Annotated in this window: 26 protein-coding genes and 3 other annotated features; of the genes, 2 read left to right on the top strand and 24 right to left on the bottom strand. The window is 34.7% G+C overall.

What is annotated here, in order from left to right:
• The first annotated feature begins 277 nt into the window (after window positions 1-277).
• Window positions 278-1528 (top strand): DUF445 domain-containing protein, encoded by a 1251-nt coding sequence (locus NST63_RS12000; RefSeq protein WP_341042225.1) that lies wholly within the window; start codon window positions 278-280, stop codon window positions 1526-1528.
• 228 nt (window positions 1529-1756) lie between these two features.
• Here NST63_RS12000 and nadD read toward each other — a convergent pair whose 3' ends face one another.
• From nadD to NST63_RS11940, 12 genes are all read right to left on the bottom strand, one after another.
• The gene (gene nadD, locus NST63_RS11995; RefSeq protein WP_341042224.1) at window positions 1757-2371 is read right to left on the bottom strand and encodes a nicotinate (nicotinamide) nucleotide adenylyltransferase; all 615 of its coding nucleotides are present in this window, start codon (window positions 2369-2371) and stop codon (window positions 1757-1759) included.
• 2 nt (window positions 2372-2373) lie between these two features.
• Complete coding sequence (locus NST63_RS11990) at window positions 2374-3846, bottom strand: nicotinate phosphoribosyltransferase (RefSeq protein WP_341042223.1); 1473 nt, start codon at window positions 3844-3846, stop codon at window positions 2374-2376.
• Window positions 3847-3860: 14 nt separating this feature from the next.
• Window positions 3861-4409 carry a cysteine hydrolase family protein gene (locus tag NST63_RS11985; protein ID WP_341042222.1) on the bottom strand — a complete coding sequence of 183 codons (549 nt, stop codon included), beginning with the start codon at window positions 4407-4409 and terminating at the stop codon, window positions 3861-3863.
• Window positions 4410-4502: 93 nt separating this feature from the next.
• Window positions 4503-5279 carry an NUDIX hydrolase gene (locus tag NST63_RS11980; protein ID WP_341042221.1) on the bottom strand — a complete coding sequence of 259 codons (777 nt, stop codon included), beginning with the start codon at window positions 5277-5279 and terminating at the stop codon, window positions 4503-4505.
• Window positions 5280-5373: 94 nt separating this feature from the next.
• Window positions 5374-5862: an SRPBCC family protein gene (locus tag NST63_RS11975; RefSeq protein WP_212945296.1), complete on the bottom strand. Its 489-nt coding sequence runs from the start codon at window positions 5860-5862 to the stop codon at window positions 5374-5376.
• A gap of 218 nt (window positions 5863-6080) precedes the next feature.
• A complete protein-coding gene (locus NST63_RS11970) occupies window positions 6081-6920 on the bottom strand; it encodes a YitT family protein (RefSeq protein ID WP_212945295.1) in 840 nt (279 codons plus the stop codon).
• Window positions 6921-7231: 311 nt separating this feature from the next.
• Complete coding sequence (locus NST63_RS11965) at window positions 7232-7990, bottom strand: SDR family NAD(P)-dependent oxidoreductase (RefSeq protein ID WP_212945294.1); 759 nt, start codon at window positions 7988-7990, stop codon at window positions 7232-7234.
• A gap of 172 nt (window positions 7991-8162) precedes the next feature.
• Window positions 8163-9806, bottom strand: a complete 1644-nt coding sequence (locus NST63_RS11960) for an ABC-F family ATP-binding cassette domain-containing protein (RefSeq protein WP_341042219.1) — start codon at window positions 9804-9806, stop codon at window positions 8163-8165.
• Between the two features lie 237 nt (window positions 9807-10043).
• A complete protein-coding gene (locus NST63_RS11955) occupies window positions 10044-10190 on the bottom strand; it encodes a hypothetical protein (RefSeq protein ID WP_212945292.1) in 147 nt (48 codons plus the stop codon).
• Window positions 10191-10420: 230 nt separating this feature from the next.
• The gene (locus NST63_RS11950) at window positions 10421-10894 is read right to left on the bottom strand and encodes a tetratricopeptide repeat protein (RefSeq protein ID WP_071974868.1); all 474 of its coding nucleotides are present in this window, start codon (window positions 10892-10894) and stop codon (window positions 10421-10423) included.
• 33 nt (window positions 10895-10927) lie between these two features.
• Entirely contained in the window at window positions 10928-11818 is an 891-nt protein-coding gene (locus tag NST63_RS11945; RefSeq protein WP_341042216.1) for a GNAT family N-acetyltransferase, read from the bottom strand.
• Between the two features lie 132 nt (window positions 11819-11950).
• Window positions 11951-12394, bottom strand: coding sequence for a hypothetical protein (locus NST63_RS11940; RefSeq protein WP_071974870.1), 444 nt, complete (start codon window positions 12392-12394; stop codon window positions 11951-11953).
• A 392-nt stretch (window positions 12395-12786) separates the two neighbouring features.
• On the opposite strand from NST63_RS11940, the gene NST63_RS11935 reads away from it, so the two are divergent.
• A complete protein-coding gene (locus tag NST63_RS11935) occupies window positions 12787-13266 on the top strand; it encodes a DinB family protein (RefSeq protein ID WP_341042215.1) in 480 nt (159 codons plus the stop codon).
• 124 nt (window positions 13267-13390) lie between these two features.
• Here the strand turns inward: NST63_RS11935 and cydS are convergent, their stop codons facing one another.
• The 12 genes from cydS to NST63_RS11880 form a co-directional block, all read right to left on the bottom strand.
• On the bottom strand, window positions 13391-13498 hold the full coding sequence (cydS, locus tag NST63_RS27775; RefSeq protein WP_390883542.1) for a cytochrome bd oxidase small subunit CydS: 108 nt from the start codon (window positions 13496-13498) through the stop codon (window positions 13391-13393).
• Window positions 13499-13511: 13 nt separating this feature from the next.
• On the bottom strand, window positions 13512-14537 hold the full coding sequence (locus tag NST63_RS11930) for a cytochrome d ubiquinol oxidase subunit II (protein ID WP_071974872.1): 1026 nt from the start codon (window positions 14535-14537) through the stop codon (window positions 13512-13514).
• Window positions 14534-15880 carry a cytochrome ubiquinol oxidase subunit I gene (locus NST63_RS11925; RefSeq protein ID WP_341042214.1) on the bottom strand — a complete coding sequence of 449 codons (1347 nt, stop codon included), beginning with the start codon at window positions 15878-15880 and terminating at the stop codon, window positions 14534-14536. Before NST63_RS11925 ends, NST63_RS11930 begins: the two co-directional genes overlap by 4 nt.
• Window positions 15881-16172: 292 nt before the next feature.
• Window positions 16173-16931, bottom strand: a complete 759-nt coding sequence (locus NST63_RS11920; RefSeq protein WP_212945286.1) for a class I SAM-dependent methyltransferase — start codon at window positions 16929-16931, stop codon at window positions 16173-16175.
• A gap of 44 nt (window positions 16932-16975) precedes the next feature.
• A complete protein-coding gene (locus NST63_RS11915) occupies window positions 16976-17422 on the bottom strand; it encodes an SRPBCC family protein (protein WP_212945285.1) in 447 nt (148 codons plus the stop codon).
• A gap of 28 nt (window positions 17423-17450) precedes the next feature.
• Window positions 17451-17633 (bottom strand): hypothetical protein, encoded by a 183-nt coding sequence (locus tag NST63_RS11910; protein WP_212945284.1) that lies wholly within the window; start codon window positions 17631-17633, stop codon window positions 17451-17453.
• Between the two features lie 603 nt (window positions 17634-18236).
• Entirely contained in the window at window positions 18237-19574 is a 1338-nt protein-coding gene (gene aroA / locus NST63_RS11905; RefSeq protein ID WP_341042210.1) for a 3-phosphoshikimate 1-carboxyvinyltransferase, read from the bottom strand.
• A gap of 47 nt (window positions 19575-19621) precedes the next feature.
• Window positions 19622-20488, bottom strand: coding sequence for a prephenate dehydrogenase (locus tag NST63_RS11900; RefSeq protein WP_212945282.1), 867 nt, complete (start codon window positions 20486-20488; stop codon window positions 19622-19624).
• A gap of 18 nt (window positions 20489-20506) precedes the next feature.
• The gene (gene hisC, locus NST63_RS11895) at window positions 20507-21601 is read right to left on the bottom strand and encodes a histidinol-phosphate transaminase (RefSeq protein ID WP_212945281.1); all 1095 of its coding nucleotides are present in this window, start codon (window positions 21599-21601) and stop codon (window positions 20507-20509) included.
• Window positions 21552-22685 (bottom strand): 3-dehydroquinate synthase, encoded by a 1134-nt coding sequence (gene aroB / locus NST63_RS11890; RefSeq protein WP_341042205.1) that lies wholly within the window; start codon window positions 22683-22685, stop codon window positions 21552-21554. Before aroB ends, hisC begins: the two co-directional genes overlap by 50 nt.
• A gap of 1 nt (window position 22686) precedes the next feature.
• Window positions 22687-23859, bottom strand: a complete 1173-nt coding sequence (gene aroC, locus NST63_RS11885; RefSeq protein ID WP_212945279.1) for a chorismate synthase — start codon at window positions 23857-23859, stop codon at window positions 22687-22689.
• Window positions 23860-23923: 64 nt separating this feature from the next.
• A complete protein-coding gene (locus NST63_RS11880) occupies window positions 23924-25000 on the bottom strand; it encodes a bifunctional 3-deoxy-7-phosphoheptulonate synthase/chorismate mutase (protein WP_078110234.1) in 1077 nt (358 codons plus the stop codon).
• A gap of 146 nt (window positions 25001-25146) precedes the next feature.
• Window positions 25147-25375: a binding site (T-box leader), on the bottom strand.
• A 53-nt stretch (window positions 25376-25428) separates the two neighbouring features.
• Window positions 25429-25657, bottom strand: a binding site (T-box leader).
• 53 nt (window positions 25658-25710) lie between these two features.
• Window positions 25711-25940 (bottom strand) — a binding site (T-box leader).
• Window positions 25941-25970: the final 30 nt, after the last annotated feature.

Genomic DNA, 25970 nt, shown 5'->3' with positions numbered 1-25970 from the left:
GCCTTTATTAGCTGATTTTTTTAAAGAATGATATTCGACAACCGAGAACATATATCTTAACCATTCTTTAATGACGAATGGTTGGAGTACGTTTAAATTGTAATTTCAGTTTTACATACTTTAAATAATTAGAAAAAAGCTGATTTAAGTTAACATAATATGTTTATTTTTATACATCATTCTTCCATTTATCTGCAATAAGCATTAAAATGTTTTTATTAATAGCTCTTAATTACATATTGTAAATAAGTATTAGGCAGTAAAAGGATGATTGATTATGGTGAAAAATTCTAAGTATTTAGCGAGAACATCGCTTGCAGTTATGGGAATTGGTTTTATAGCCACCCTCCCCTTTGAGCATTCCAACCCATTTTTAGGATTGCTACAAGGTGGTTTTGAAGCTGGAATCGTCGGTGGTTTAGCAGACTGGTTTGCGGTCACAGCTCTTTTTAGGCATCCATTAGGAATACCTATACCACATACCTCTTTATTATCAAAAAACCGAAAACGTATAACGAAAGCTCTCGTTTCTACAATTGAAAATGACTGGCTTTCGAAAGAAAGTATAGTAAATAAACTTAAAAACATACAGTTGACAGTAAAGCTATTAGCCGTAGCAAAAAAAGAGATGTATTCTGAAAGATTTAAAAAAGGAATTCTCTCTTTAATTGAAAAAATAATTAAACATATAGATCTAACAAAATTTATTCCAGTCATTATTGAACAGATAAAAAATTATATTCATTCCTATAAGGTAAAAACCTTGCTTCCAAACATAGTTAAACTAATTGAAGATCGACAATATGATCATAAAGCATTGGACTACCTATTGGAGCAAGCAGAAAGCTGGGTAGCAAAAGAAGAGAGTAAAATCCAACTTGGGAGTGCAGCAATCAAAGCTCTGAATAAAATTGAGTTGGATGGATTTTTACAATTTGCTTTAAAGTCTTTCCAAAGCTTAGTAAATGAAGAAAAACTCGGGAAAATTATTCAAACCCTGTTGAAGAATATTATGAATGACCTAAAACATCAGGATAGTGAAAACCGTGAAAAACTTCTACAATCCATTCACTCCGGGTTAGATAATCTAAAAAATAACGAGCAATTGATTAATGAAATAGAGGGATTAAAGGATGCTATTCTTTCTAAATGGAACCCACATGACCAATTAGAAGGAATGATCGAAAGTTTTAGACATAGAGCAATTGCTTATATTCATGAAGATAAGTTTTGGGATGAATCCCTCTTTCCCTTGTTATATGGAATATTGGATAATTATAGTAATGATGAACGAAAAATTGCATCTATCGAAACCTGGTTACATACACAAATTACAAACTTAATTGAAGTCAACCATTCAAAAATAGGGAAGCTTGTCCAGGAAAACCTGGATAAACTGGATGATGAAATGTTAATTAACATGATTGAGAATAATGTGGGCAAAGATCTTCAATGGATTAGGGTGAATGGAGCTATTTGTGGTTTTATTATTGGTCTCTGTATTACTGCAATCAAGCTTATTCTCTAATTTTAGAAAGGATGATTATTTTTGTGGCTAGTCCCTCAATAATCATCCTTTTTTAACAAGACTCTTTTACCAAATCTTGTTGCTATTTAAGTAGGGATTAAAAGAATAAAAATCATAAGAACACAGAACCTGTTTATATGAGCAAAAGCCGGAAGCTAGGCTTTTACAAATGCTACAAACTATACGAAAACAGCCTGTAAATAAAAATATTACTGCAAACAATTAATATTATTTATATAAATCGTGATTGATACAATATTCATAACATTTTCCTGGTAATAAATATCTTGGTTCTCCACCTAATTTAAATTCCTCTCTAATATAAGTTGAACTAATTTCCATGGCCAATCCCTTATCAATTAAATGAAATGTATTTTCATCATCATTATTTCGTAGAATGGGAGATTTGCTAATTGCCTTTACCATATCAATGCCATCACGTGCCATTACAATAAATTTATTTTCTTTCACAAGTAATTCAGAATTTCCCCAACGGCCGTCTCCTATATCAATAAGAAGATCGGCCCCCATTATAAAATATATTTCATCATTTTTATATTTTTGTTTAAAGTATTTTAATGTTTCATACGTTGAGATTTTCCAAGCCTCTTGTAGCATTTCATAATTATCTGCAATAAATCGTTCATTATCTTTAATAGCTAATTGAACCATGTTCCAGCGGTGTTCATCCTCTGTATTCATTTGTTTGTCCTTCCGCTTATTTGAGCATGGCAGAAAAATTACCTTATCTAATTTACATCGGTGTGCAACAGTACTTGCTGTCCATAAATGAACATTTGTGATTGGATCAAATGAAGATCCATATATTCCAATTTTCCCCACAATTATTCCCCCTGAATATTTAAACGTTTATTCATTTCTTCTTTCACTTCATGAATTTTATTCATTTTATGATTCCAGCATTCTTGACTTAAGTCCACTGGGTATTCCTCTGGATTTAATGGACGCTTATATTCATCCCATAATAGTTTTAAATTTTCTTTAACCATTTTCTGAACTTGTTGAAGTGAAGGTGCTTCATAAACCAATTGTCCATCTTGAATAATCAAATGATGAAGTTCTCTTGCCTCGAAATTTGTTACGAACTTACTAATAAATGTGTGAACAGGATGAAACATTTTAAGTCTCTTTTCTTCCTGTGGATTCTCATGATCTAATGCAATATAGTCACCTTCGGATTTCCTATTTGTTTTATTGATAATTCTATAAACCCTCTTAAGCCCAGGTGTAGAGACTTTCTCTGGATTTCCACTAATTTTAATCGTATCAACCATATTTTTATGCTCATCCTCTATGGAGACTAGTTTATATACAGCGCCTAATGCAGGCTGATCATAGGCGGTAATAAGCTTCGTTCCAATTCCCCAAATATCAATTTTTGCTCCTTGTGCCTTTAGATTCATAATGGTATTCTCATCAAGGTCATTGGAGGCAATAATTTTCGCTTGCTTAAATCCAGCTTGATCTAACATTTCTCTCGCTTTTTTAGATAGAAATGCTAAATCTCCACTGTCTAAGCGAATCCCTTTAAAATTGATTTTATCACCTAGTTCTTTAGCTACTCTAATTGCATTTGGAACTCCTGATTTTAACGTATCGTATGTGTCTACTAAAAATACACAATCTTTATGCGTCATTGCGTATTTATGAAACGCCACATATTCATCTTGGTATGCTTGAATCATAGAATGGGCATGGGTTCCTGAAATAGGAATATCAAATAATTTACCTGCTCGTACATTTGAGGTTGCCTCAAATCCTCCGATATAAGCTGCTCGTGTTCCCCAAATAGCAGCATCCATTTCCTGCGCCCTTCTTGTACCAAATTCCATTGCTACTTGTTCACCAATTACTTGTTTGATTCTTGAGGCTTTAGTTGCTATAAGCGTTTGATAGTTCACAATATTTAAAATGACCGTTTCTATTAATTGAGCTTCGATAAGCGGTGCCTCGATACGAATTAATGGTTCATTTGCAAATATAATCTCTCCTTCAGTCATTGCTCGCATCGTTCCAGTGAATCGCAAGGTTTTTAAATAACTGAGAAAATCTTCCTGATAACCTTCTTCTCTTAAATATTGAATATCTGTTTCTGAAAAATGGAAGTGATTCAAGTAATCAATGACCTTCTCCAAGCCAGCAAATACAGCATAGCCATTTCCAAAAGGCATTTTACGAAAATATACCTCAAAGACAGACTTTTTCAAATGGATTCCATCTCTCCAATATGTTTCTGCCATATTAATTTGATACAAATCAGTGTGTAATGCATAGCTATCATCCTTATATTTATACATATTTATTCCTCCTATTAAATCACATTAGCTCCTAATGTATGTTTGAAATGTTCTAACGCCCAATGATGACCTAATTGGTTGAAGCTGGCCACACAATCCTCATGGACGGTAAGTTGAAAGCCTTTATTATAAGCATCGATAGCAGTGTGAAGGACACATATATCTGTACATACTCCTACTAAATGTAGATCTGTTATACATCGTTCCCTTAATTTTATTTCTAAATCAGTACCTGCAAATGCCGAATACCTTGTTTTGTTCATCCAGTATACATGGTTCTTTTGTTTATTATGTTGATAAATTTCATTTACTTTCCCATATAATTCTCTTCCCTTTGTACCTTTAAGATTATGAAGTGGAAAAAGCTTATTCTCTGGATGATATTTATCATTTCTCTCATGAATATCAATTGCAAAGACCACAAAATCATTATTTGCAATAAATGTACTCGTTATGTCAGCAACTGCCTGTTCTATTAATTGACCTGGTCGACCACAGGTTAATGCCCCATCCTCAGAAACAAAATCGTTTGTATAATCAATTTGAATTAACGCTTTTTTCATGATAAAAGCCTCCTTTTATTTAACAAGTTGTTAATTATAAATATTAAAAAAAATCAATATGTGGGTTAAGCTGTATTAACCCACCTGTAAAAATTAATATCTTGCTGTATAAATAGGTTTGACTATATCCATCTCAATAAATTCATATAATTGAGTAGGGATTTTTGACGTTCTTTGTGTTTTCTGACCTACAACTGGCTTTATAAACGGAAGGGATTTTATTTTTCTTGCAAAGCTTTGATCACTTGCAATTGCAGGATCGTCCGTTACTGTTAATAATAAAGCTTGAAGCTCAGAATAAGTAAAATACTTCGGTAAAAAATTTTTGGCAACTGTTGTTTGAAGTAAATCGCCTGTTATTTGTTTTATGGCATCCTGAATTATTTGTTTATGATCGAAAGCTAATTCAATTCGAAATATTTCTTCTAAGGAGAATAGTTCTACTTCTGCTGCATCATCATTTGCTTGACGTGTAGATAAGTATTGCTCAGGGACAATTGCATAATGAGCATTCGAAATAATCCAGCCCCGCGGGTCTCTTCCAGGTTGATCGTACACGCCAAAATGCTTTATGTGAATACCTTTTACCCCTGTTTCTTCCTCCAGTTCACGCGCCGCTGCCTCCAATGCAGATTCATTCTCTTGTACAAACCCACCCGGTAAAGCCCATTTCTCAGCTTCAATATTTAATTGTCCTTCCGCATTAAGCTTTGATCGTTTTATTAGCATAAGCTTTAATTGCATAAGGGGTGGTTTGTATTCAGCTACTTGTTTGGAAACAATTGTAAATACAGCGATATCTGAAGTATAACCATCAGGTGTGCGAAATTTTTTGATATCATATTGTCTTAATGCTTCTTCATTTGACATTTGGTAACCCTTCTCTTTAATTAACGATTTGTTAATTAAAATTATATCCATAAAAAAGGAATTGTCAATAGTAAATCAAATTTTTTTAATTACATTACTCAGGCTGACAACACAATTCGCCTTCACCTTTTTCGATAGCTGCCTTTAAACTATTGAGTACCTGTACCCAAGCCATTTGATGCCATTGAAATGCCTCTGACCATTCATTTGTATCTTTGAAACCATCATGAATAACCTTAACAGAAGTTTTATCTTCCTCAATCGTTTGAAAGCTTACTTTAACAACAGTCAATTCATTATTATTCATCACTTCATTAAATTGGTCAGGACCCTTCCAGGAAAAATGCAATTCCTTCTGATGAGCAAGATGAAGAACTTTACATCCCTTTGTATTCATACCCTCTTTATTACCAGGCACGAAATATAACTCATATGCACCACCAATTTCAGGTTCAATCACAGTCTCAGGGGCAAACCATTCTGAAACTCTACTCGAAATTGTCCATGCATGCCACACTAGATCCAGAGGCGCATCAATAGATACTTCATGTGTTAATTGTCTATCTTTCGTAATATTGTTCACTTACAACTTCCCCTTTCTGAATAATTTAATATTCTATTAATTCACTCTATTATACTTTTAAAAATCTCCATTCACAAACTATTTCTATATGACAAGTTTGTGGACATGAATAATTCTAACTAATTGTTTAATGTTGTTTAATAAATAACCGTAATGAACATCTATTAAAATAAAAAAACTGACTCAGGAATTTTTCCTCGAATCAACTTTCATAAACCTTATGCTTTTGAAATATCAATAAATCCTTCACCAAATACATCTCGGACATCATGAATTGCTATAAACGCATTTAAATCCACTTTTTTTACGATTCTTTTTAGCTTCACTACCTCTTGCTTACTAATGACAATATAAAGTATATCTTTTTGATTTTTCGTATAATACCCATGTCCTGAAAATACTGTCACACCTCTGTCCATAAGAGTAATTACTTGCTGGGCAATTAAATCAGGTTGGTTTGAAATGATGGTAACCGCCTTTTTCGGGTTTACACCTTCAATGACAAATTCCATCACTTTTGTACCAATATATAGCATGATAATTGTCAACATCAGTTTTTCAACACCAATGATAAAATAGGAAGAGAAAGCAACAATTAAATCAAAAAAGAGCAAGCCATAACTAATGCTCCACCCAAGATATTTATGTGTAATTCGAGCTAAAATAGTTGATCCAGCTGTCGTTCCACCTACTCGGATAATCATTCCAATACCAACTCCAGCAAATATCCCTCCGAAAATGGCATTAACAAATAGTTCATTGGAATCAATTCTCCAATGTTCAGTTAAGTGAAGGAATAAGGAGTTAAATACAACCGCAATAATTGTATAAATCGTTGTCGTTTTGTTCAAAAACTTATATCCAACAAGCAATAATAATAAATTAAGAACAAAGTTTATCAGTCCTGGACTCCATTGAAAAAGATAATAAAGTATAATCGTTGTCCCTGTAACTCCACCTTCACCTAAATCATTGGGAATTACAAAAAGATTGACAGCTAATGCAAATATAAATGCACCAACAATTAGAAACAAAATATCTATTAACCTTTTTTTCATACGTACCACCTTAGTCTATCCTTGATGAATCATTTCATTATACGTTTTAATAGATTTAGTTTCAATACTTATTAAAAAACGGGTTTATTTCCTTTACTTTAAGGGAAATTTACAACAAAATTGTTTGGATTTTTTCCTATGATTAATTATTAAAAACGTATTTAAAATGCCATTCAATGATTCTTAATCAAAGAAGATCCCACTGGAAGTAATTTCTAGTGGGATGATAGAATCAAAATTTAATTGTTACTTCATATCATTTTAAACATACGTTACATGCATTATTTTATACCAATCTTCCTCGATCTTTTCTATACAGTTAAACTACCATCTACTGATACGATAGAGCCTGACATAAAGCTAGCTTTATCAGAAGCTAGGAATAAAACAGCTTCTGCTACCTCCTCAGGTTCACCATGACGTCCCATGCGCATAGGCGACATTTCTTCGGGAACATATCCTGTTTTTTCTAATGTTTCTCCTACGCTTTTAAATAATGGAGTTACGATCCCACCTGGACATACTGCATTAATTCGAATTCCCTTATTTGCATATTCAATTGCTGCTCCCTTTGTTAATCCAATAACCGCATGCTTACTTGCAGAATAAACTGCAATACTGTGCTCTGGACGAATTCCAGCAGATGATGCCGTATTAATAATTGAGCCTCTCCCTTGTTCAAGCATTATAGGGATCACATATTTCATACCAAGAAATACACCCTTTACATTAATATCCATAATCCGCTCATATTCCTCTAATTCAACCGTTGTAAACGGTGCAAATTTTTGAATGATACCAGCATTATTGAAAAATACATCAATACGTCCATATATATCAACAGTTTTTTTAACATAGGCTTGTACATCATCTTGATTTGAAACATCCGCTTTGACGAAAATACACTCTCCTCCTTCATTACGAATTAGGTTAAGTGTTTCTTCTCCCGTCACTTGATTAAAATCTACAAGAACAACTTTATACCCATTTACTGCTAATTTAATGCTTGTAGCTCTACCAATACCACTACCTGCTCCTGTAACGACGGCAACTTGATTATCCTTTGACATATTCAGATTCCTCTTTCCTGTAATTAAATAAATTGTTTGGATTATTATTCACTAAACATTTTCTATTTGCTAATCTCACATTAATCATAGTCAAATAGATTCCTAATGATATAGAATCACTGGAGGACCTCTCCAATCCACTTGAATTCTCTCCATCTTACTTTCTATTTGATTAATCGATTGATTCGACTTTTTTAGAATGAGATTTACTTCGTATATAATCATCATAATTACCATTGTAATTAGTGACTCCTGTTGGATGAAGTTCTAAGATTCTAGTTGCTAGCTTATTAATAAAATATCGATCATGTGAAATAAAAAATATGGTACCCTCATAATTCAATAATGCTGTTTCCAATATCTCTTTAGTAAACAAATCTAAATGATTCGTCGGTTCATCTAGTAATAGTACATTTGCCTTTTCCAGCATTAGTTTAGTAAGTGCAACCCGAGCTTTCTCACCACCACTTAGCGCGGAAATTTTCTTAAAAACATCTTCGCCGTTAAATAAGAAATTCCCAAGTATTGTACGAATTTTCGCTTCTTCTTCGTGAGGAAAGTTAGTCCAAACCTCTTGAAGTATGCTCTCCCTGGAGTTCAAAGTAGCTTGTTCTTGATCATAATAGCCAATCTTAACTTCATTCCCCCATTTAATTTCCTCACTTGTGTGTGTATCATTGACTAATTTTTTAATCAATGTTGATTTTCCAATACCATTGGGTCCAATTAATGCAACTTTATCCCCGCTTTGCATTTGAAAAGTAATATTCTTTATTAAAGAATAGCTATTTTCTTTATCAGCAAAAAGAGATAGGTCCTTTACATCTATTACTTCTTTATGTGACTTTTTTTCGATTGGAAAAGATAGTTTTGTTTTCTTTAAATCTCCAAGAGGTTTATCTACTCGTTTAATTCTTTCAAGCTGCTTCCGTTTATTTTTTGCACTTTTGGATGATGTGGCCCGAACGATGTTTCGTTGAATATAATTTTCCATTTTTTCTATATCTTCCTGTTGTTTAACATATTTCTTCGATAGAATTTCTTGATCCTTCTCTTTACTTTCAACATATTTTGAATAATTACCCACATATCTGCGAGCTTCTGTGCGCTCAATTTCATAGATTGAGGTTACAAGGGAATCTAAAAAGTATCGATCATGAGAAACGATCAGGATCGTTCCTACATATGAATGTAAATAATTCTCTAACCATGTTAAGGTTTGTAAATCTAGATGGTTGGTTGGCTCATCTAATATAAGTAAGTCAGGCTGTTGAAGTAATATTTTGGCTAATGCTAATCTTGTTTTTTGCCCTCCACTTAACGTATTTATTTGTGTACTAGTTGAAATATCACTAAAACCCATTCCGTTTAAGATTCTATGAATTTTTGCTTCTTTTTCATACCCATCATTCTGCATAAACCAATCTGATTTGTTGGCATAACGATTCATCGTTTTTTCGTACTCGTTTGAATCTGTCATAATTGCTGGATTTGCCATCATGCCCTCAAGCTCACGAAGTTCTTTTTCAACTTGAAGTAAATGATCAAAAACGCTCATCATTTCATTCCAAATGGTCAGCTTATCTCGCAGACCGCTATCTTGACGAAGATAGCCGATTTTTGTTTCCTTTTTTATGTGGATTTCTCCTTTATCATAAGGAATTTCTCCAGCGATGATTTTTAATAAGGTTGATTTTCCTGCACCATTGACTCCAACTAACCCTATCTTTTCTCCAGCTTCAATTTTCATCGATATATTAGAAAGTATCTGCTCCCCTGAGTAATACTTATCAATCCCATTTAGTTGTAGTAACATTTTTTCACACTCATTCTTGTAATATTGTTCTTCCAAAGAGCTTTATCCAAAAACATTAAAGACTCTTTAAATAAGCCCATAAAAAAAAGACGCCGAATATATCGGCGTCTATCACATAATTTAATAAGCTTTGTATCCAGAAAGAAATAATCGTCAAAAACACAAAAGGACGCCTAAACAGCTGGCGTCCAAAATATTATGATCATGTCAACTCATTAAATCTATTGATATTTTCAATTAAGGAGCAAAAAGCATCCGACAGCTGTTTTCGATATGAAGTTTGCTTAAAAAAGGGCAGACTAATCCCTTTACTAGCAAATCCCCTAACAATCTTGGTGCTTTTACCATTTCTCCAAATTGTGACATAACGAAAACAGAATCCATTGCTTATTGCCTCCTTTCTCATTTTAGTAGTTAATGATGATTATAGCTTCTTTACGCACCCATTTTACTCTATTGTTACAAGGAAAACAAGCATAAGAATCTAACATGACCAACAAATCTTCATAGTCATAAATATTTACTATCCAGTCTGCCCTTCTTTACAAAGGGAACTGGGCATTATACAGGCAATCAAACTATATGAAAATTGCCGTTCATATAATAGTGACTTATTAAAAATGATCTCTTTTTTGTCTCGCTTGATTTAACCAATAATCAGATTTTTCCTTATTCATTTCCACACCTGCGCCCAATTCATATTTTTTGCCAACATTGAACATAGCACTCGGATCACCTTTTTTTGCTGCCAATAAGTTCCACTCAAAAGCCTTTTTGTGATCTTTTTTGACACCAATTCCATTGCCATACATATAACCTAAATTAACCATCGCTGTTGTATTGCCATTATTCGCACTTTTTATGTTCCACTTCAGGCTTTCATTTATGTTCTTCTTCACTTTAATCCCCTGTTCAAAATAAGCTCCTAATAGTGCTTGAGCCTCTGCATCCTCTTTTTGTGCTAATTTCATTAATTCATCGACTGAAAGCTTACTATAATCTAGATCTTGATTCACAAATGAATAGAAGGTGTATAAACCAATCGAAACGACTATTGTTAATAATAAAAATATTCCTCTTTTTTTCATCAGATTTATCCTTTCATACATACTTTCTAATTTTTAGAATTCAGCAGTTAATGGCATCATAAAAGATTCACCATGCAAAAGGAGCTGACCTCTAATCATTAAATGATTTTCAGTATTGTATTCGATTTCCTCTACATGCGGAAGCATGAATACATCAGGAGAAAAGTAGAATTCAATCGTGTGAAACGGAAATGGTATGAAAGCACATAATTCTTCTATTGCAGGAATCGTTTCACTTACTATATCGAATACTCGACATACCCCGTTGCTTACTTCAAATACGATGATTGTATTTAATTCCTTAATATAATAAAATTTTTGATTTAAATTTGGACTGTAAAAGTTAAAATAAAGTGCATGTTCATATGTAAGAGGAGCAAATTTCTTTGATAGAGCCTCTTTATGTGGAAAGATATTCATTAAAATATTTACATCCTCCTGATTGAAAAGATTCAAATTTTTCATTTTAGGTGGAGGATTAAAAGGTACATGATTATACTCTATTTTAAAATAATATTGCTTGACAACATGGAAACCAAATGGAGTATAAAGTGATGGGCTTTCGGTGAACAAAAGAGCAAATTCATACTGTTTATCAATATCTACTAATATTTTCTTGAATAGATCTTTCATCAGCCCTCTTCCTCGATAAACTGGGTCCGTCATAACCGATTGAATACCCACACATTTTTTACGTACTCCATTTATTTGCATATCCAGTGGGAATATAGAAGCATTCGCGACCGCTTGCTCACCATCGAAGTATGTATAGGGTACATATTGATCATTCCATAAACCTCTATTGTAAAAATCTTCAAGCAAGCTTGTTTTAATGCCAAATATCTTCTCAAAAAGTGGATATAATTTTTCCCGTTTATTTGGATCATTTGTGAAATTAGTATGAAAGTTTAGTTGATCATTCATTCATTAACCTCATTAATAGTATTTTAGTTTCATAATCTCGTCGAATACTAAAGTTGTTTTCTTATAGTTTGTTCATTTTGAAATACCTACTTCGGCTTTTCAATTTAACCACTTATTTTTACTAATTCTCTATTAAAAACCATTTCCCCACATTGCATTTATAAACACCATATAAAAAGTAAAGATTCCTGTGATGAAGATGAAAATGATAGGTACCATTCTCATTTTATTACTTTTTATCAATGTAATCACATAAACAATAAACGAAATGATTGCAGCAAGATAGTAAACAATAATCATTGCAAAGTTTGAGAGTGGCCCTAAAAATAATGCGAACACCGCAAATTGAATTAAAAAAACGAATATGGAAATAGCCACCCATATTAAGCTATTTCTGATCATTAGAACATTTTTAATAGAATACAACATTAATGTGATGACAAAAACTGTAAGCATCCATTCATATACAAAAAATAAATTTTCTTTCTCGACAGCAAAATAATATCCCACGATAGAGATCGGTATAATTAGAAGCAGTAAATATGCATTTAATTTAAGATTAAACGTTTCATTCATCATTCTACTCCTTTATTTAATGGAATAACTAATCACCTAAACCTTACATTCTACAATCCTTCTTAATTTCCCTTTTATACAAGGCTTTTTTTTTCGTATAATTTATTGCAATTGTAAAAGTGAAAATTATTATTTATTTTCTTCCATTTTCGATCGATAAAAATCGCTACACAAAAAATTGCAACAATGAAAAAGAGTAACCCAGTCAAAATAAACACCAGCCCTTAATTGTTTTATAAACTGTAACACTCGGTCAGCATAATAAAATTTCTAAAGTTAATTAATTTTAATTTTTATCATAATTATTAAATAATATGCATTGATTAACCATAGAGGTCATGATAACCTTTTATTTTTGACGCGAATATTTAAATTTATGGAGGTTGATGATTATGTCAAATGTATTATTAAGTTCTGCAGTAACAATACGTCATTCGCTCATTCAACAGGTGCAATCGATTCCTGAAGAACTTTTCGATATTATACCGGAACCTTTCACCAATTCGATAAGATGGAATATTGGACATATTATCTTATCTCATAATTATTTTCTCTCTTTGGGCCAACTGAACATATCTAGCCTTCCAGAAAACTATACACAACTTTTCAAACCAGGCAGTAAGCCATCTGATTGGACTGAGATCCCGCCAACAAAAGATGAACTAGTCAATTACCTATCAAACCAACTCTCTAATCTTTCAGATATAGCTTCTAGCACATTCGCTAAACATTTGGATACACCGGTAGAAATCGGACCATTAAAATTAAATACATTTGATGAGGTTTTCAATTTTTCAACAATACATGAAACGAGTCACCTCACAACTATTTCATGTCTATTAAAAATTCTTCAGTATCAAAAGTCTAAATAAGGCTACATATACAGATAAATTAGTATTCGCAAACCGTATCCTAAAGAAGCCTACATTGAAGGACTATCAATGCAGGCTTTTGGCACGTTCCAATTTATTCATATTACTTATAACTAAATAACGATCATTCATCATTTTTCACAGGACTATCTTTTAACCCTATGATAAACGCGCTAATAATTGAGAGAGCAACGATGATAAATGGCGCATAGAAAATTAATATTTTTTCCATTTAGACTCCTCCCCTATACATGACCATTTTCTTTTCCTCTTATATAATCCTTATCAAATAGAAATAATTTAAGAACTAGATATAATGAAGGAATTAACAAACAAAAACCTGCAATAAAAGCAATGACCAGTGCAATCGCCATCGCCTTGTTCGTAAACGAATCATACAAGGTTAAGTGTGGGTAAAGCAAAAAAGGGTAATGGGATACGCCATAAGCGAAAAAAGCAAATGCAAATTGCCCCACTAATAACGTTAATGCCATCCCATAATTTTTACGTTGCCAAATGAGCCATACTGTAATGACAAACATAATTGCAGATATTACGAATAAGTACCATACTTCAACCATTCGTGCATAGTGATCTGGATTGTGCCTCCGTAATTCCACCATAATACCAATCACTGCAATAACTAAAGGTATGGCCCATATTAAGGCATATTTCCTAAGTAAATTTGTCGCTCCAACATCATTAGCTTTATTTGCATACCAGGTTAAAAAAACGGCTGAAATATAAAGAACTGCTGCAATTGCAAGAACGACTATACTCCATGTTAAAGGACTAGTAAACAATCCCCAGTAATCTAAAACCGGCTGTCCATTTTGCAGGGATATAAAGCCGCCTTCAGAGATAGTCAATACAACAGATAATGCAGCAGGTAATAATAATCCAGCCACACCATACATAAATGAGTAGCCCTTATGTCCCCGTGAACCATATGATTCAAAAGCATAATAACTTCCTCGAATGGATAATAAGATTATCCCAATACTTGCTGGTACCAGTAGGGTTGTACCATAGTAAAAAGCAGTTTTTGGAAAAAAACCTACAGTTCCAACGAAGAAAAAAACTAAAAATACATTGGTTATCTCCCAAACAGGTGATAGATAACGTTGGATAATATGTGTTAGTATATGCTGGCGCCCCGTTAGAACACTATATGCATTAAAAAAGCCTGCTCCGAAATCAATGGATCCAATAATGACATAACCAAATAAGAATAGCCACAATACTGATATACCTAATATTTCTAAATTCATAATCCAGCACCACTCCTATCAGCTTGTCGATCGGCAATTTCTTTTTCAATTGGATTTTTTCGGAACATACGAAGTAAGACAACTACACTTCCAATTCCAAGAACTAAATATAATAGACAAAAGAGCATCAGCATAAGATCAACATGTTCACTTGTTGTAGCTGCATCAGCCACCTTCATATATTTATACAAGATCCAAGGTTGACGCCCCACCTCTGCGAGCCACCAGCCCGCTTCCAAAGCAATAATTGATAATGGGCCACCGGCTACGATGATCCAACGAAACCAATTTGAAGAGATAAATTTCCATTTCTTGATTTTACCAAATACAAATATAGCAGAAAATACGATCATAAATGTTCCAATCATAACCATCGTGTCAAATAAGTAATGAATATATAAAAGGGGGGTTTCATCTTTTGGAAATTCATTTAACCCTGTTACCTCAGCTACTGGGTTCGTATGGGCTAATATACTTAAAGCATAAGGAACTTTAATGGCATATTTCACTTCCTCCCCATTGATTACACCAAATAATTTTAGCGGAGCTCCTTTTTCTGTTTCAAAATGCCATTCTGCAGTGGCAAGTTTTTCAGGTTGGTATTCCACTAAATATTTTGCAGAAAAATCTCCTATAACTAAAGTAGCTACCGAAAATACTAGACCTAATTTCATATATAAGAATAAGGCTTTTTTATAGTAAATATGTACAGAACCTTTTAATATTCTAAATGCTGCAATTGCAGCTAATACAAATGCAGAAGTCATATAAGCAGTAACAAGAACATGTCCTACTTTTGTTGGCATTGCTGGATTCAGCATGGCGAGAACAGGTTTAATATTCACTAGTTGACCATTTACTCCATCAAACCCTTGTGGTGCATTCATAAAAGCATTCACAATCGTAATGAACACAGCAGACATGGATGCACCAATGGCTACCGGGATTAGTAAAAGCAAATGCTTTTTTTGATTTTCGAATCGATCCCACGTGTATAAATAAATGCCTAGGAAGATAGCTTCAAAGAAAAAGGCAAATGTCTCCATAAAAAGGGGCAAAGCGATCACATTACCTGCTAGTTGCATGAAATTTGGCCATAATAGAGATAATTGAAGCCCAATAGCCGTTCCAGTTACAACACCAACTGCTACTGTAATAACAAATCCACGTGCAAGACGTCTTGCTAGCAAGATATAGTGCTCATCATTCTTCTTTATGCCAACCCACTGTGCAATCATAATCATCAACGGAACGCCGACACCGATTGTAGCGTATATAATGTGGAACGATAAAGTAAGTTCAGTTAAAACACGACTATAATAAACAGCATTTCCGTTGTCCATACATAAAACCTCCTTAGCCTCCGAATATTCGCCCAATAATTGACAATAGCATGATCCCAGCTACAATAAAGCTGAGCCACATAAGTTTCTTTTCTTGAGATTTATACATACCATCAACTCCTTATTTAGTATCTTACCCTTTTAAACAATTTATTAACTTTATTCTCGTATATAAATAATGAAAAATTACTGACTAAGAGTCCATTCGAGATTGTAGGAACGATGTATTGTTCATTAAAATAGAAGAAAACAAAAAGAGATTTTGATAGCCAAAATCTCTCCTTATTTTCAATTATTCTCTTTTTACTGCCTCAAAAGTTACTGGTACATTAGGGTTTTCCGGATATTTACCAAACTGATAATTTTCAGAAACGACAATATGCTCAAAGCCAATATGCTCTAATAAAAGTCTGAATTCTTCTATTCCATACCACCTTAAGGGAAAGCGCTCCAATTCAGTTTGTATGAGTGTACCATTTCTCCATTTCTCATATCGTCCATGTGAGATAAAATACTGATTAATATAATCTACCTCAACATTAGTTGTTTCTAAAGTAATCACATCTCCGTTTTTACAGGTCCATGTTCTTGTAGAAACTTTTCCTAAATCAACTTCAGTTTGTAAGAAAATATCAATGATTAATTTCCCACCATCTGCTAGATGTCGATGAAAATTATGTAATGCTTGAATGGACCTTTCTCTTTCATGTAGTAATAAAAATGTTCCAGATGGAATAATAATTGCCTCATATTTCATTTCAAGCGAAAAGCTTTCCATTTTAGCCTCGAATAGCTTTGGATTCAAACCTCTTTTAAGACAATTTTCACGACATATAGTCAACATTTCGTTTGAAATATCAAATCCATCCACCTTAAATCCTTCTTCTAAAAGAGGAATAAGAATCCGTCCTGTACCAGTTGCTGGTTCCAGTATTGGCCCACTAATAGATGCAAGTCTTTTACTATAAAATTCAATATCACCAAATGAATGACCTATTGGCTTATCCAAATCATATACTTCAGATGAAAGCTTGCTATAATAACTTAACAAAATCAACCCTCCAAATATTATTCAGTGCGATCCTTTTATGATTATCAACACAAATCGTTTTTAATAACAATTCCATATTCCAAGTAAATTTTTAATAAAGTTAATGCTTCCCCCCAACCAATTGCACAATCTATACAAGCTACAATATCATGCTCAGTATTGACGTATCCTATTTCATCTAATTGGACTAGAGTCCCATTCTTATAATCTATCAGTTTAAAAGAAACCATCGTTTTTCCCTTCACAGGGGACCACTGGAATACAAAACGTTGATTCGGGATAGCCTCTAGGATTGCTCCACCATCTTCCATATCCCTTTCATCAATTCCGAACTTTGACCATCTTAATTTGATTTCCCCAGTTCCATCCGGTCTAATATCCAGCCTTGTATCATCCGTAAACCAAGCATTCCATCCGTCTGCAGATGTAAGTACTTCATAAATCTTTTTTCTATCTACTTTTATATATGTACAATGTTGAATCGTAGGCATAGGGGGTGCTCCTCCATACAATCTTATATTAATTTGTACATGCTTTTACAATGAAAATTAGTATTACTATCATTACTAATGATAGTAAATTTATTAAACAACCACCGTCTGGAGATCCAGTAAGTGCTCTTGCAAAAGTATTGTTTAGTATGGCTCCTGGATTTTTTGACTGTTCTTTTGACTGAAGTTTGTCTCTCTGCTCTCTAGACATCAAGTTCATTCCTTTCGAGTGAACATATATTTATAAAAAAATATGATTGAAACTTGCGGGTTGAGAGAAGGTACAAGTTCAGTTAAAAAGTTTAATTTCCGCTCTTTTAGTATGGCTCTTTTCTCAAACATTGTTGCTATTTAGGCAACAAACTATACTACACTTAGTATTATGATTAGAGAAAATACATTGAACTTTGCTCCAATCTCCTTTTTTGTTCTATTCAATTCCTTTCATTTGGATTATAGTATGTAAATATGGAATTGTATATAAATATTTGTAATTATAGAAAATTTCACTTTATTGTTATTTATAACAGTAAAAATAGGTTTTCACCTTTAATCGAATGACTATAGTATACTTTTTAGTCAATGTATATGCTAATCTATGTAATAGTATGGCCTGGCATTTATATACGGCTTTAGATCATTTTTTATAATATATAGTAAAGTAATCAACTTCCTTATATGGATAAATTATAGATTGCGAGAGTTCATTAAGATACGTATTGAAGGGACACCATTTGAAGTTACTTATAATAACGTGTAGCAAATACGCAGGTTTAATGGATTTATGTACCCATTAACGAGCAATTCCATAGACCTAGATAAATGAAAAATAAAAAAAGATTCTATCCATAACCGTATAATTTATCTCTTGAAGCTTGCTTTGTATTTCAAAAAAAGTTGGATATGACACCTTAATTGCTTCACTATTTTCAATAACCGTTTCTCCATCAGCAAGACATCCTGCAATGGAGAGCATCATCCCGATACGGTGATCTCCTCGGCTGTTTACGTAAGCCCCTTTCAATGGGGTTCTACCATGAATAATTAACCCATCTCCAGTTGTTTCAATATGTGCACCCATTCTAATTAATTCCTCAGCTACGGTATTAATACGATTAGTTTCTTTCACTTTTAGTTCACTAGCATCCTTAATAATGGTTGTTCCTTCTGCTTGGGTAGCTGCAAGAGCAATAATTGGAATTTCATCGATTAACCTAGGAATCATTTCACCAGCGATTTCCGTTGCTTTTAAAGGGGCAAATTTAACTTCCAAATCGGCAAATGGCTCGAATGATTGTTCCTGCTTGCCTGTTATTTTAATAGAAGCCCCCATCCTCTCTAAAACATCAATGATCCCCGTTCTAGTTTGATTTATTCCAACTCTTTGAATGGTAATATGACTATTAGGTATAATAGAACCAGCTACTAAGAAAAATGCTGCAGACGATATATCTCCTGGTATATCAATTGTTGTGGCGGTTAGGCTCTGCTTCCCCGCAATAGTTACTTTTTTACCACTTCGGTGTATCGTTACTCCAAATGCCTTGAGCATGCGTTCAGTGTGATCTCTTGAGAAATGAAGCTCCGTAACAGAAGTTGTTCCTATTGCATGAATGCCTGCAAGTAGGATTGCCGATTTAACCTGTGCACTAGCAACTGGCATTGTATAATCAATAGCATGCAAACTTCTTCCATTAATGGTGAGTGGAGTATACTTACCATCTTGACGTCCATCCATTTTCGCGCCCATTAACCATAATGGTTCAACAATTCGATTCATCGGTCGTTTAGCAATGGAAGAATCCCCTTGCAAGCAAGCGTATAAAGACAAACCTGCCAGTAAACCCGATAACAATCGGATAGTTGTTCCCGAATTTCCAACCTCAAGTACAGATGTAGGCTCCCTTAAATGCTCTGTCCCTTTCCCATCAATTTCTACATAATCCCCTTCCTGCAAAATGTTTACTCCAAGCTGCCTTAGACACGAAATCGTACTCAAACAATCTTCTCCTGGCAAAAATCCTTTCACCACCGTTTTTCCGTTCGCAATTCCACCTAACATAATAGCTCGATGGGAAATCGATTTATCCCCAGGAACAGCTATCGTTCCATTAAGACCATTTTTTGTTTTCCTTACTACTTTTACTGTCACTAGTTTCACTCCTGCTATTATTTTTCACTGAATTCATTGATCAACCTTTAAACATGACTTGGTAAAGAATCACGGTATTCTTTTGCACCTTCAAAAAAATGATGGATCGCTTGTTCATCACCAGTCTGTAGAACAGTAGTTAAATTACGAATTTCATTCATCCAATCCTCCATTAATTCCATTAAATTACGGCGGTTATCCATAACGATTTCGCTCCAAATGCTTGGATTACTTGAGGCAATTCTTGTTATATCACGAAATCCTCCTGCTGCCATTTGACGGATAAGGGGTTCTTTTGTAGCATGTTTTTTTGCTTGATTCACCAATACTCCAGCCATTAAATGTGGAAGATGACTAATCATTCCTACAATATAGTCATGCTCATCCTTGTCGAGAATATGGAGACGTGCATTGGTACCTCGTAACCAATTCTTTAATTCACTTATTCTATTATTACTGATTTCAGGGGAAGGCGTAAGAATATAGTACGCACCGTCAAATAAATGTAAATCGGCATTTTCTACTCCGGTTTTATGAGAGCCCGCAATCGGGTGCCCGCCAATAAAGGTTACTTTTCTATTAAACACCTCATTAGCAGCCTCCATTATCTCCCCTTTTGTACTACCTGTATCTGTAATAATGACATTTTCTTTCAATGTCATGCTTGCTAACTGTTTCATTATTTTTCTCAGTTCTAATACAGGTGTTGATAAAATGATTAAGTCGGCAAGTTCTGCTCCTTGCTGTAAAGAATCCACTTTTTCATCAATAGTGTTGAGTTCAATTGCTTTTTCTATTTCATGTTGATGAATATCTAAACCATAAATTTTTGCACTTGGATGCTGTTTTTTTATTGTAAGGGCAAGTGATCCACCGATTAATCCTAACCCTACAATTAATACATTTCCTTTCATCATTAACCTCCATCATTACTATCCATTTATTGAGCGTTCTTTTATAAATTCCTTAATTGCCTCTCTGACTCTTTCATTTTGCTCTGCTAAACCAATCGTAATCCGCACACATGTTGGAAATCCTAATTGTTTGCCGGATCGAACGATAATTCCCTTTTCCAATAAAAAATTTGTAACTTCGTCCCCATCCCATTTAAAATCTATTAATACAAAGTTCCCCTCTGAAAGATAAACTTTTAGCCCATTGTCTAAGGAAAAAGCATAATATTTCTCCCTCTCAGTCGCATTTTTTTGAAAGCATTCCTTTACAAATTCTTGATCGCTTATTGCCGCGGCAGCAGCCATTTGGCCAAGAACATTTGTATTAAATGGTGGGCGGGCCGCTTCTAATTTTTGAATAATGTCGACAGATGAAATCCCATATCCCACTCGTAAACTAGCAAGCCCGTAAATTTTCGAAAACGTTCTCGTAATCATTACGTTAGGGAAATCCTCAAGCAATTCGATCGTATTACCTGGCTGTTCCACATATTCAAAATAAGCCTCATCCAGTACTACAAATACATCGTTAGGAACTTTCTTCAAAAATGTCCAAAGTTTCTCGATAGCAATATAAGTTCCCGTTGGATTATTTGGGTTGCATACCCATACCACGGTTGTATTTTCATCGATGGCTGATAGCATTCTGTCCAAATCATGAATCCCATCTATTAATGGGATTTCTCGAACCTCCCCACCCTCTAGCACTGCATTATGCTTATACTGTGAAAAAGTAGGGGTAGCCATTACTGTATTTTTCCCAGGTTGTATTAAAGACCTTGAAATGATTTGGATTAATTCATCCGTTCCATTTGTAAAAATTAATTGATTCGGATTAACCTCTAAAAGTGAGGCGGTGTCCGCTCTTAGTTTGCTAGCTTTTCCATCTGGGTAAATATTTAATGTACCGCCAAATTCTTTTAATGCAGGATCTACTTTTAGTGAATAACCATATGGATTCTCATTTGAAGCTAATTTGATAATCGAATGTCGCGTATGATGAGTCTTCACTTCAGCAATTGATTTACCGGGTTGATATGCATGTAGTTGATGCATTTGTTCTTTCCATTTCATTTTGACTACACTCCTTATTGTTAACTTGTAAATCTAAAAAAGTTTTTCTGAGTAACTCTTGATTAACTTTTTGCCTAACGGGGTTTCCTAAATCCTGCAGCAAAACAAATACAGGTTCATTTCTAATAGATTTTTTATCTCGAACCATCCACTCCAAGATTGCCTCAAATGAACAATTCTCAGGAATTTTCCACTCATACCCCAATTCCTCTAGCCAACTGATAAAGCTTTCATAAGGAAAAGCAAATGGATAGATTTGCATACTTAGGTTCAATGCATAAACGATTCCTATCAAGACAGCTTCACCATGAGTTAATTCACCAAACCCAGCTTCCGCTTCTAAGGCATGGGCGAGGGTATGACCGAAATTTAAATAGGAGCGAATATCTTTTTCCACTTCATCCTGTTTCACAATATTTGCCTTGGTTTCAATGCCTTTTTTTAAATATCTTTGTAAAGGAAATGCAGTAAGATCTTTGAGTGATTTTATTTCAGTTATCAATTCCTGTAAAAATAATGGATCTGAAATGATGGCATGCTTAATGATTTCCGCAAATCCACTTCTTTTTTCCCGAATGGATAATGTTGCTAAAAATTGAGTATCATAGATAACTAGATCTGGCTGCTTAAAAGCGCCAACCATATTTTTTCCCAATGGATGATTAATCCCTACCTTGCCTCCGACCGCACTGTCATGAGCCAAAATAGTGGTAGGAAGCTGAATGAAAGCAATGCCCCTCATATAAGTGGCGGAAACAAACCCTGCTAAATCACCAATTGCCCCACCGCCAAAAGCTAAAACAACCGAATGACGATCCATCCCGTGATTCATTCCAAATGAAATACAATCTTGATAAATCTCAAATGTTTTTGCATTCTCACCGTTGGGAGCTATATAAATATGGCTATCTATATTAGGAAGATGGTTCGTAAGTGTGTCGAGATGCAATTCCTTTAAATCCGTATTAGTGATAATCCATAGCTTTGAAAACTCGGTTAAATGATCCTTTAAATTCCCGAGGATTTCTCTTCCTAAATAAACATGATAGTTTTTCGATGCGGTCGAAACATGAATGACATCCATGTTAAAATCCCTTAGCATATACTCTGTGATCTTCAATGGATTGCTTCAATAACTCATAACGATCACTGCAAAATTGTTCGGTTATCGCAGCGGCTAGCTCCCAAGCAACAACCGCTTCTGCCACGACACTTGCGGCTGGAACTGCACAGCTATCGGAGCGTTCGATACTTGCTGAAAATGACTCTTTTGTATCTATATCAACACTTTTCAACGGTTTATATAGAGTAGGAATCGGCTTCATTACCCCTCTCACAACAATCGGCATACCTGTAGTCATTCCTCCCTCAAAGCCTCCTAATCTATTAGTCGAACGAACATATCCTTCATCCTCATTCCAGATAATTTCATCATGCACTTCACTGCCTGGTAATCTCGCCATCCCAAAGCCTAGTCCAAACTCAACACCCTTAAAGGCATTAATACTTAATATTGCTTGGGCAATTTTCGCATCCAACTTCCGATCATATTGAACATAGCTCCCTACACCAATCGGCATGCCTTCTACTATGACCTCTACAATACCTCCAATTGAATCGCCATTCGCTTTCGCTTGTTCAATAGCCTCTATCATTTGTTTTTCCACTTGTTCATCAAAGCAGCGAACGGGTGATTCTTCAGTTTTTTGCTGTAATTCTTGAATATTTTCATATTGTGGTGGATTTGCTCTCACTCCACCAATTCCTAAAACATGTCCGGCAACTTCAATTCCAAGCAGGGTAAGGAGTTTTTTAGCAACTGCTCCTGCTGCAACCCTAACCGTTGTCTCTCGTGCTGAGGAACGCTCTAGAACATTTCTCATATCGCGATGTCCGTACTTAATCCCACCAACTAAATCAGCATGACCTGGTCTTGGTCTCGTTACCTTTCTTTTCACTTCTTCTTGATTTTCCAAAATTAAAGGATCAATTCCCATGATTTTTGTCCAATGCTTCCAATCCTTATTTTCGACGACAAGGGATAACGGTGATCCTAATGTGAATCCATGGCGAACACCTCCAGTGATATTGACCATATCAGTTTCAATTTGCATCCTTCTTCCACGTCCGTAGCCTTTTTGGCGGCGGGCGAGTTCATGATTAATATCCTCTGTAGTTAAAGGCATCCCCGCGGGTATCCCCTCGATAATCGTTGTCAGTTGCGGACCATGTGATTCACCTGCTGTAATATGTCTCATGTCGTAATCCTCCTTTCATCCCTGCTGAACCGCAGGGATCTACTAATCTATTTTTAAAATGCTTTTACGCTAATTTTTCTTGTAACGTTTTTAATTCCTGGATAAACTCATTAAACTGCGGTATATCCATTTGCTGTGCTGCATCTGATAGTGCCACTGCTGGATCTGGATGTACTTCTGCCATAATTGCATCGGCACCAATGGCCAACGCCGCTTTCGCAGTAGGAAGCAGTAAATCTCGTCTTCCAGTCGAATGTGTCACATCGACTACGACTGGGAGATGGGTTTCTTTTTTCAATATAGGCACGGCCGAAATATCCAGCGTATTTCTTGTCGCTTTTTCATAAGTGCGAATCCCACGCTCACATAGAATGATTTGATTATTTCCTTGTGAAATGATGTACTCTGCTGCATGGATGAACTCTTCAATCGTTGCAGAAAGTCCTCGTTTTAAAAGTATGGGTTTATTCACTTTTCCAACTGTTTTAAGTAAATCGAAGTTTTGCATATTGCGAGCCCCAACTTGAATGACATCTACGTAGTCTAGTGAAAGCTCTACATCATTAGGTGAAACAATTTCACTAACAATCGACATTCCTAATTCATTTCCAACTTCTCTTAAAATCTTCAGACCTTCTACCCCTAAACCTTGGAAGTCATAAGGTGATGTCCGTGGCTTAAATGCACCACCACGCATGATACTTAAGCCTTGCTCTTTCATAGCAATGGCGACCTCTCTTACTTGTTCATAGCTTTCAACCGCACATGGTCCCATAATAAATCTTTGTTTTCCATCACCAATTGTTTCACCATTAATTTCAACAATGGTATTTTCAGGATGCGCTTTCCGGGACACTAGCAATACTTTTCGACTATTGTCTTCTTGAAGCTCTAAGCTTGCTTTAAATATTTCCTTAAAAATATGTTGAATGGTTGATGTTTTGAAATGTCCGTGGTGATGTTTAATAATTAAGTCAAGTGATTCTCGTTCACGAACAGGATCAAAACGAGTAACACCTTGTTTCTTCTTTTCCTCTCCAATTTCCTGGACGACCTCTGCTCTTTCGTTTAATAGATTTAAAATTTCTAAGTTAATCTCATCAATTTTGTTGCGTAATTGCGTTAATTTATTCGTTGTCATATTCTTTCCTCCTGATATTTATAATGAATATTCGTGATTTTTAAGTAAAAATTTTTATTGGAACCTAAGTATATACTTGATTACATCACCTCCTTTGCATTGATTTGAATGGTTATAAAAATAAAAAAAACCCTACTGGTTTTTCCAGTAGGGACGATTGTTTCGCGGTACCACCCTAGTTGTGAACAAACCTGTTCACCTCTCAATTTTGTTAACGATCATACGACCGTCTTTCCCTTCACAAAGATTTCTCTTTGCTTCGAAAAAGAAGCTCCAGGATTGTAATTCATGTTGATCTTTGTACTGATTTGCACCACCATCAGCTCTCTTGAACAGGGAGATCATCCACTACTTGCTTCCTTTCTTTGCCTTTCTTTGCCTTGCTTTGTATTAAATTTTGATAATAAAAAAGTCCCTACTGGTTTTCCAGTAGGGACGAACTTGTCGCGGTACCACCCTAGTTGTGAACAATCTTGTTCACCTCTCAATTTTGTTAACGATCATATGACCGTCTTTTCCTTCACAAAGATTTCTCTTTGCTTCGAAAAAGAAGCTCCAGGATTGTAATTCATGTTGATCTTTGTACTGATTTGCACCACCATCAGCTCTCTTGAACAGGGAGATCATCCACTACTTGCTTCCTTTCTTTGCCTTTCTTTGCCTTGCTTCGTATTAAATTTTGATAATAAAAAAGTCCCTACTGGTTTTCCAGTAGGGACGAACTTGTCGCGGTACCACCCTAGTTGTGAACGTACTTGTTCACCTCTCGATTTTGTTAACGATCATTTGACCGTCTTTTCCTTCACAAAGACTACTCTTTGCTTCGAAAAAGAAGCTCCAGGATTGTAATTCATGTTGATCTTTGTACTGATTTGCACCACCACCAGCTCTCTTGAACAGGGAGATCACACATTACTCGTGTTCCTTTCAATGCCGAACGTATAATTATTATTTTTCACATTATATATTG

The organism is Heyndrickxia sp. FSL W8-0496, assembly GCF_038007825.1.
Taxonomy (GTDB): Bacteria; Bacillota; Bacilli; order Bacillales; family Bacillaceae_C; genus Heyndrickxia; species Heyndrickxia oleronia.
This window is presented reverse-complemented; position numbering and strand designations above follow the sequence as displayed.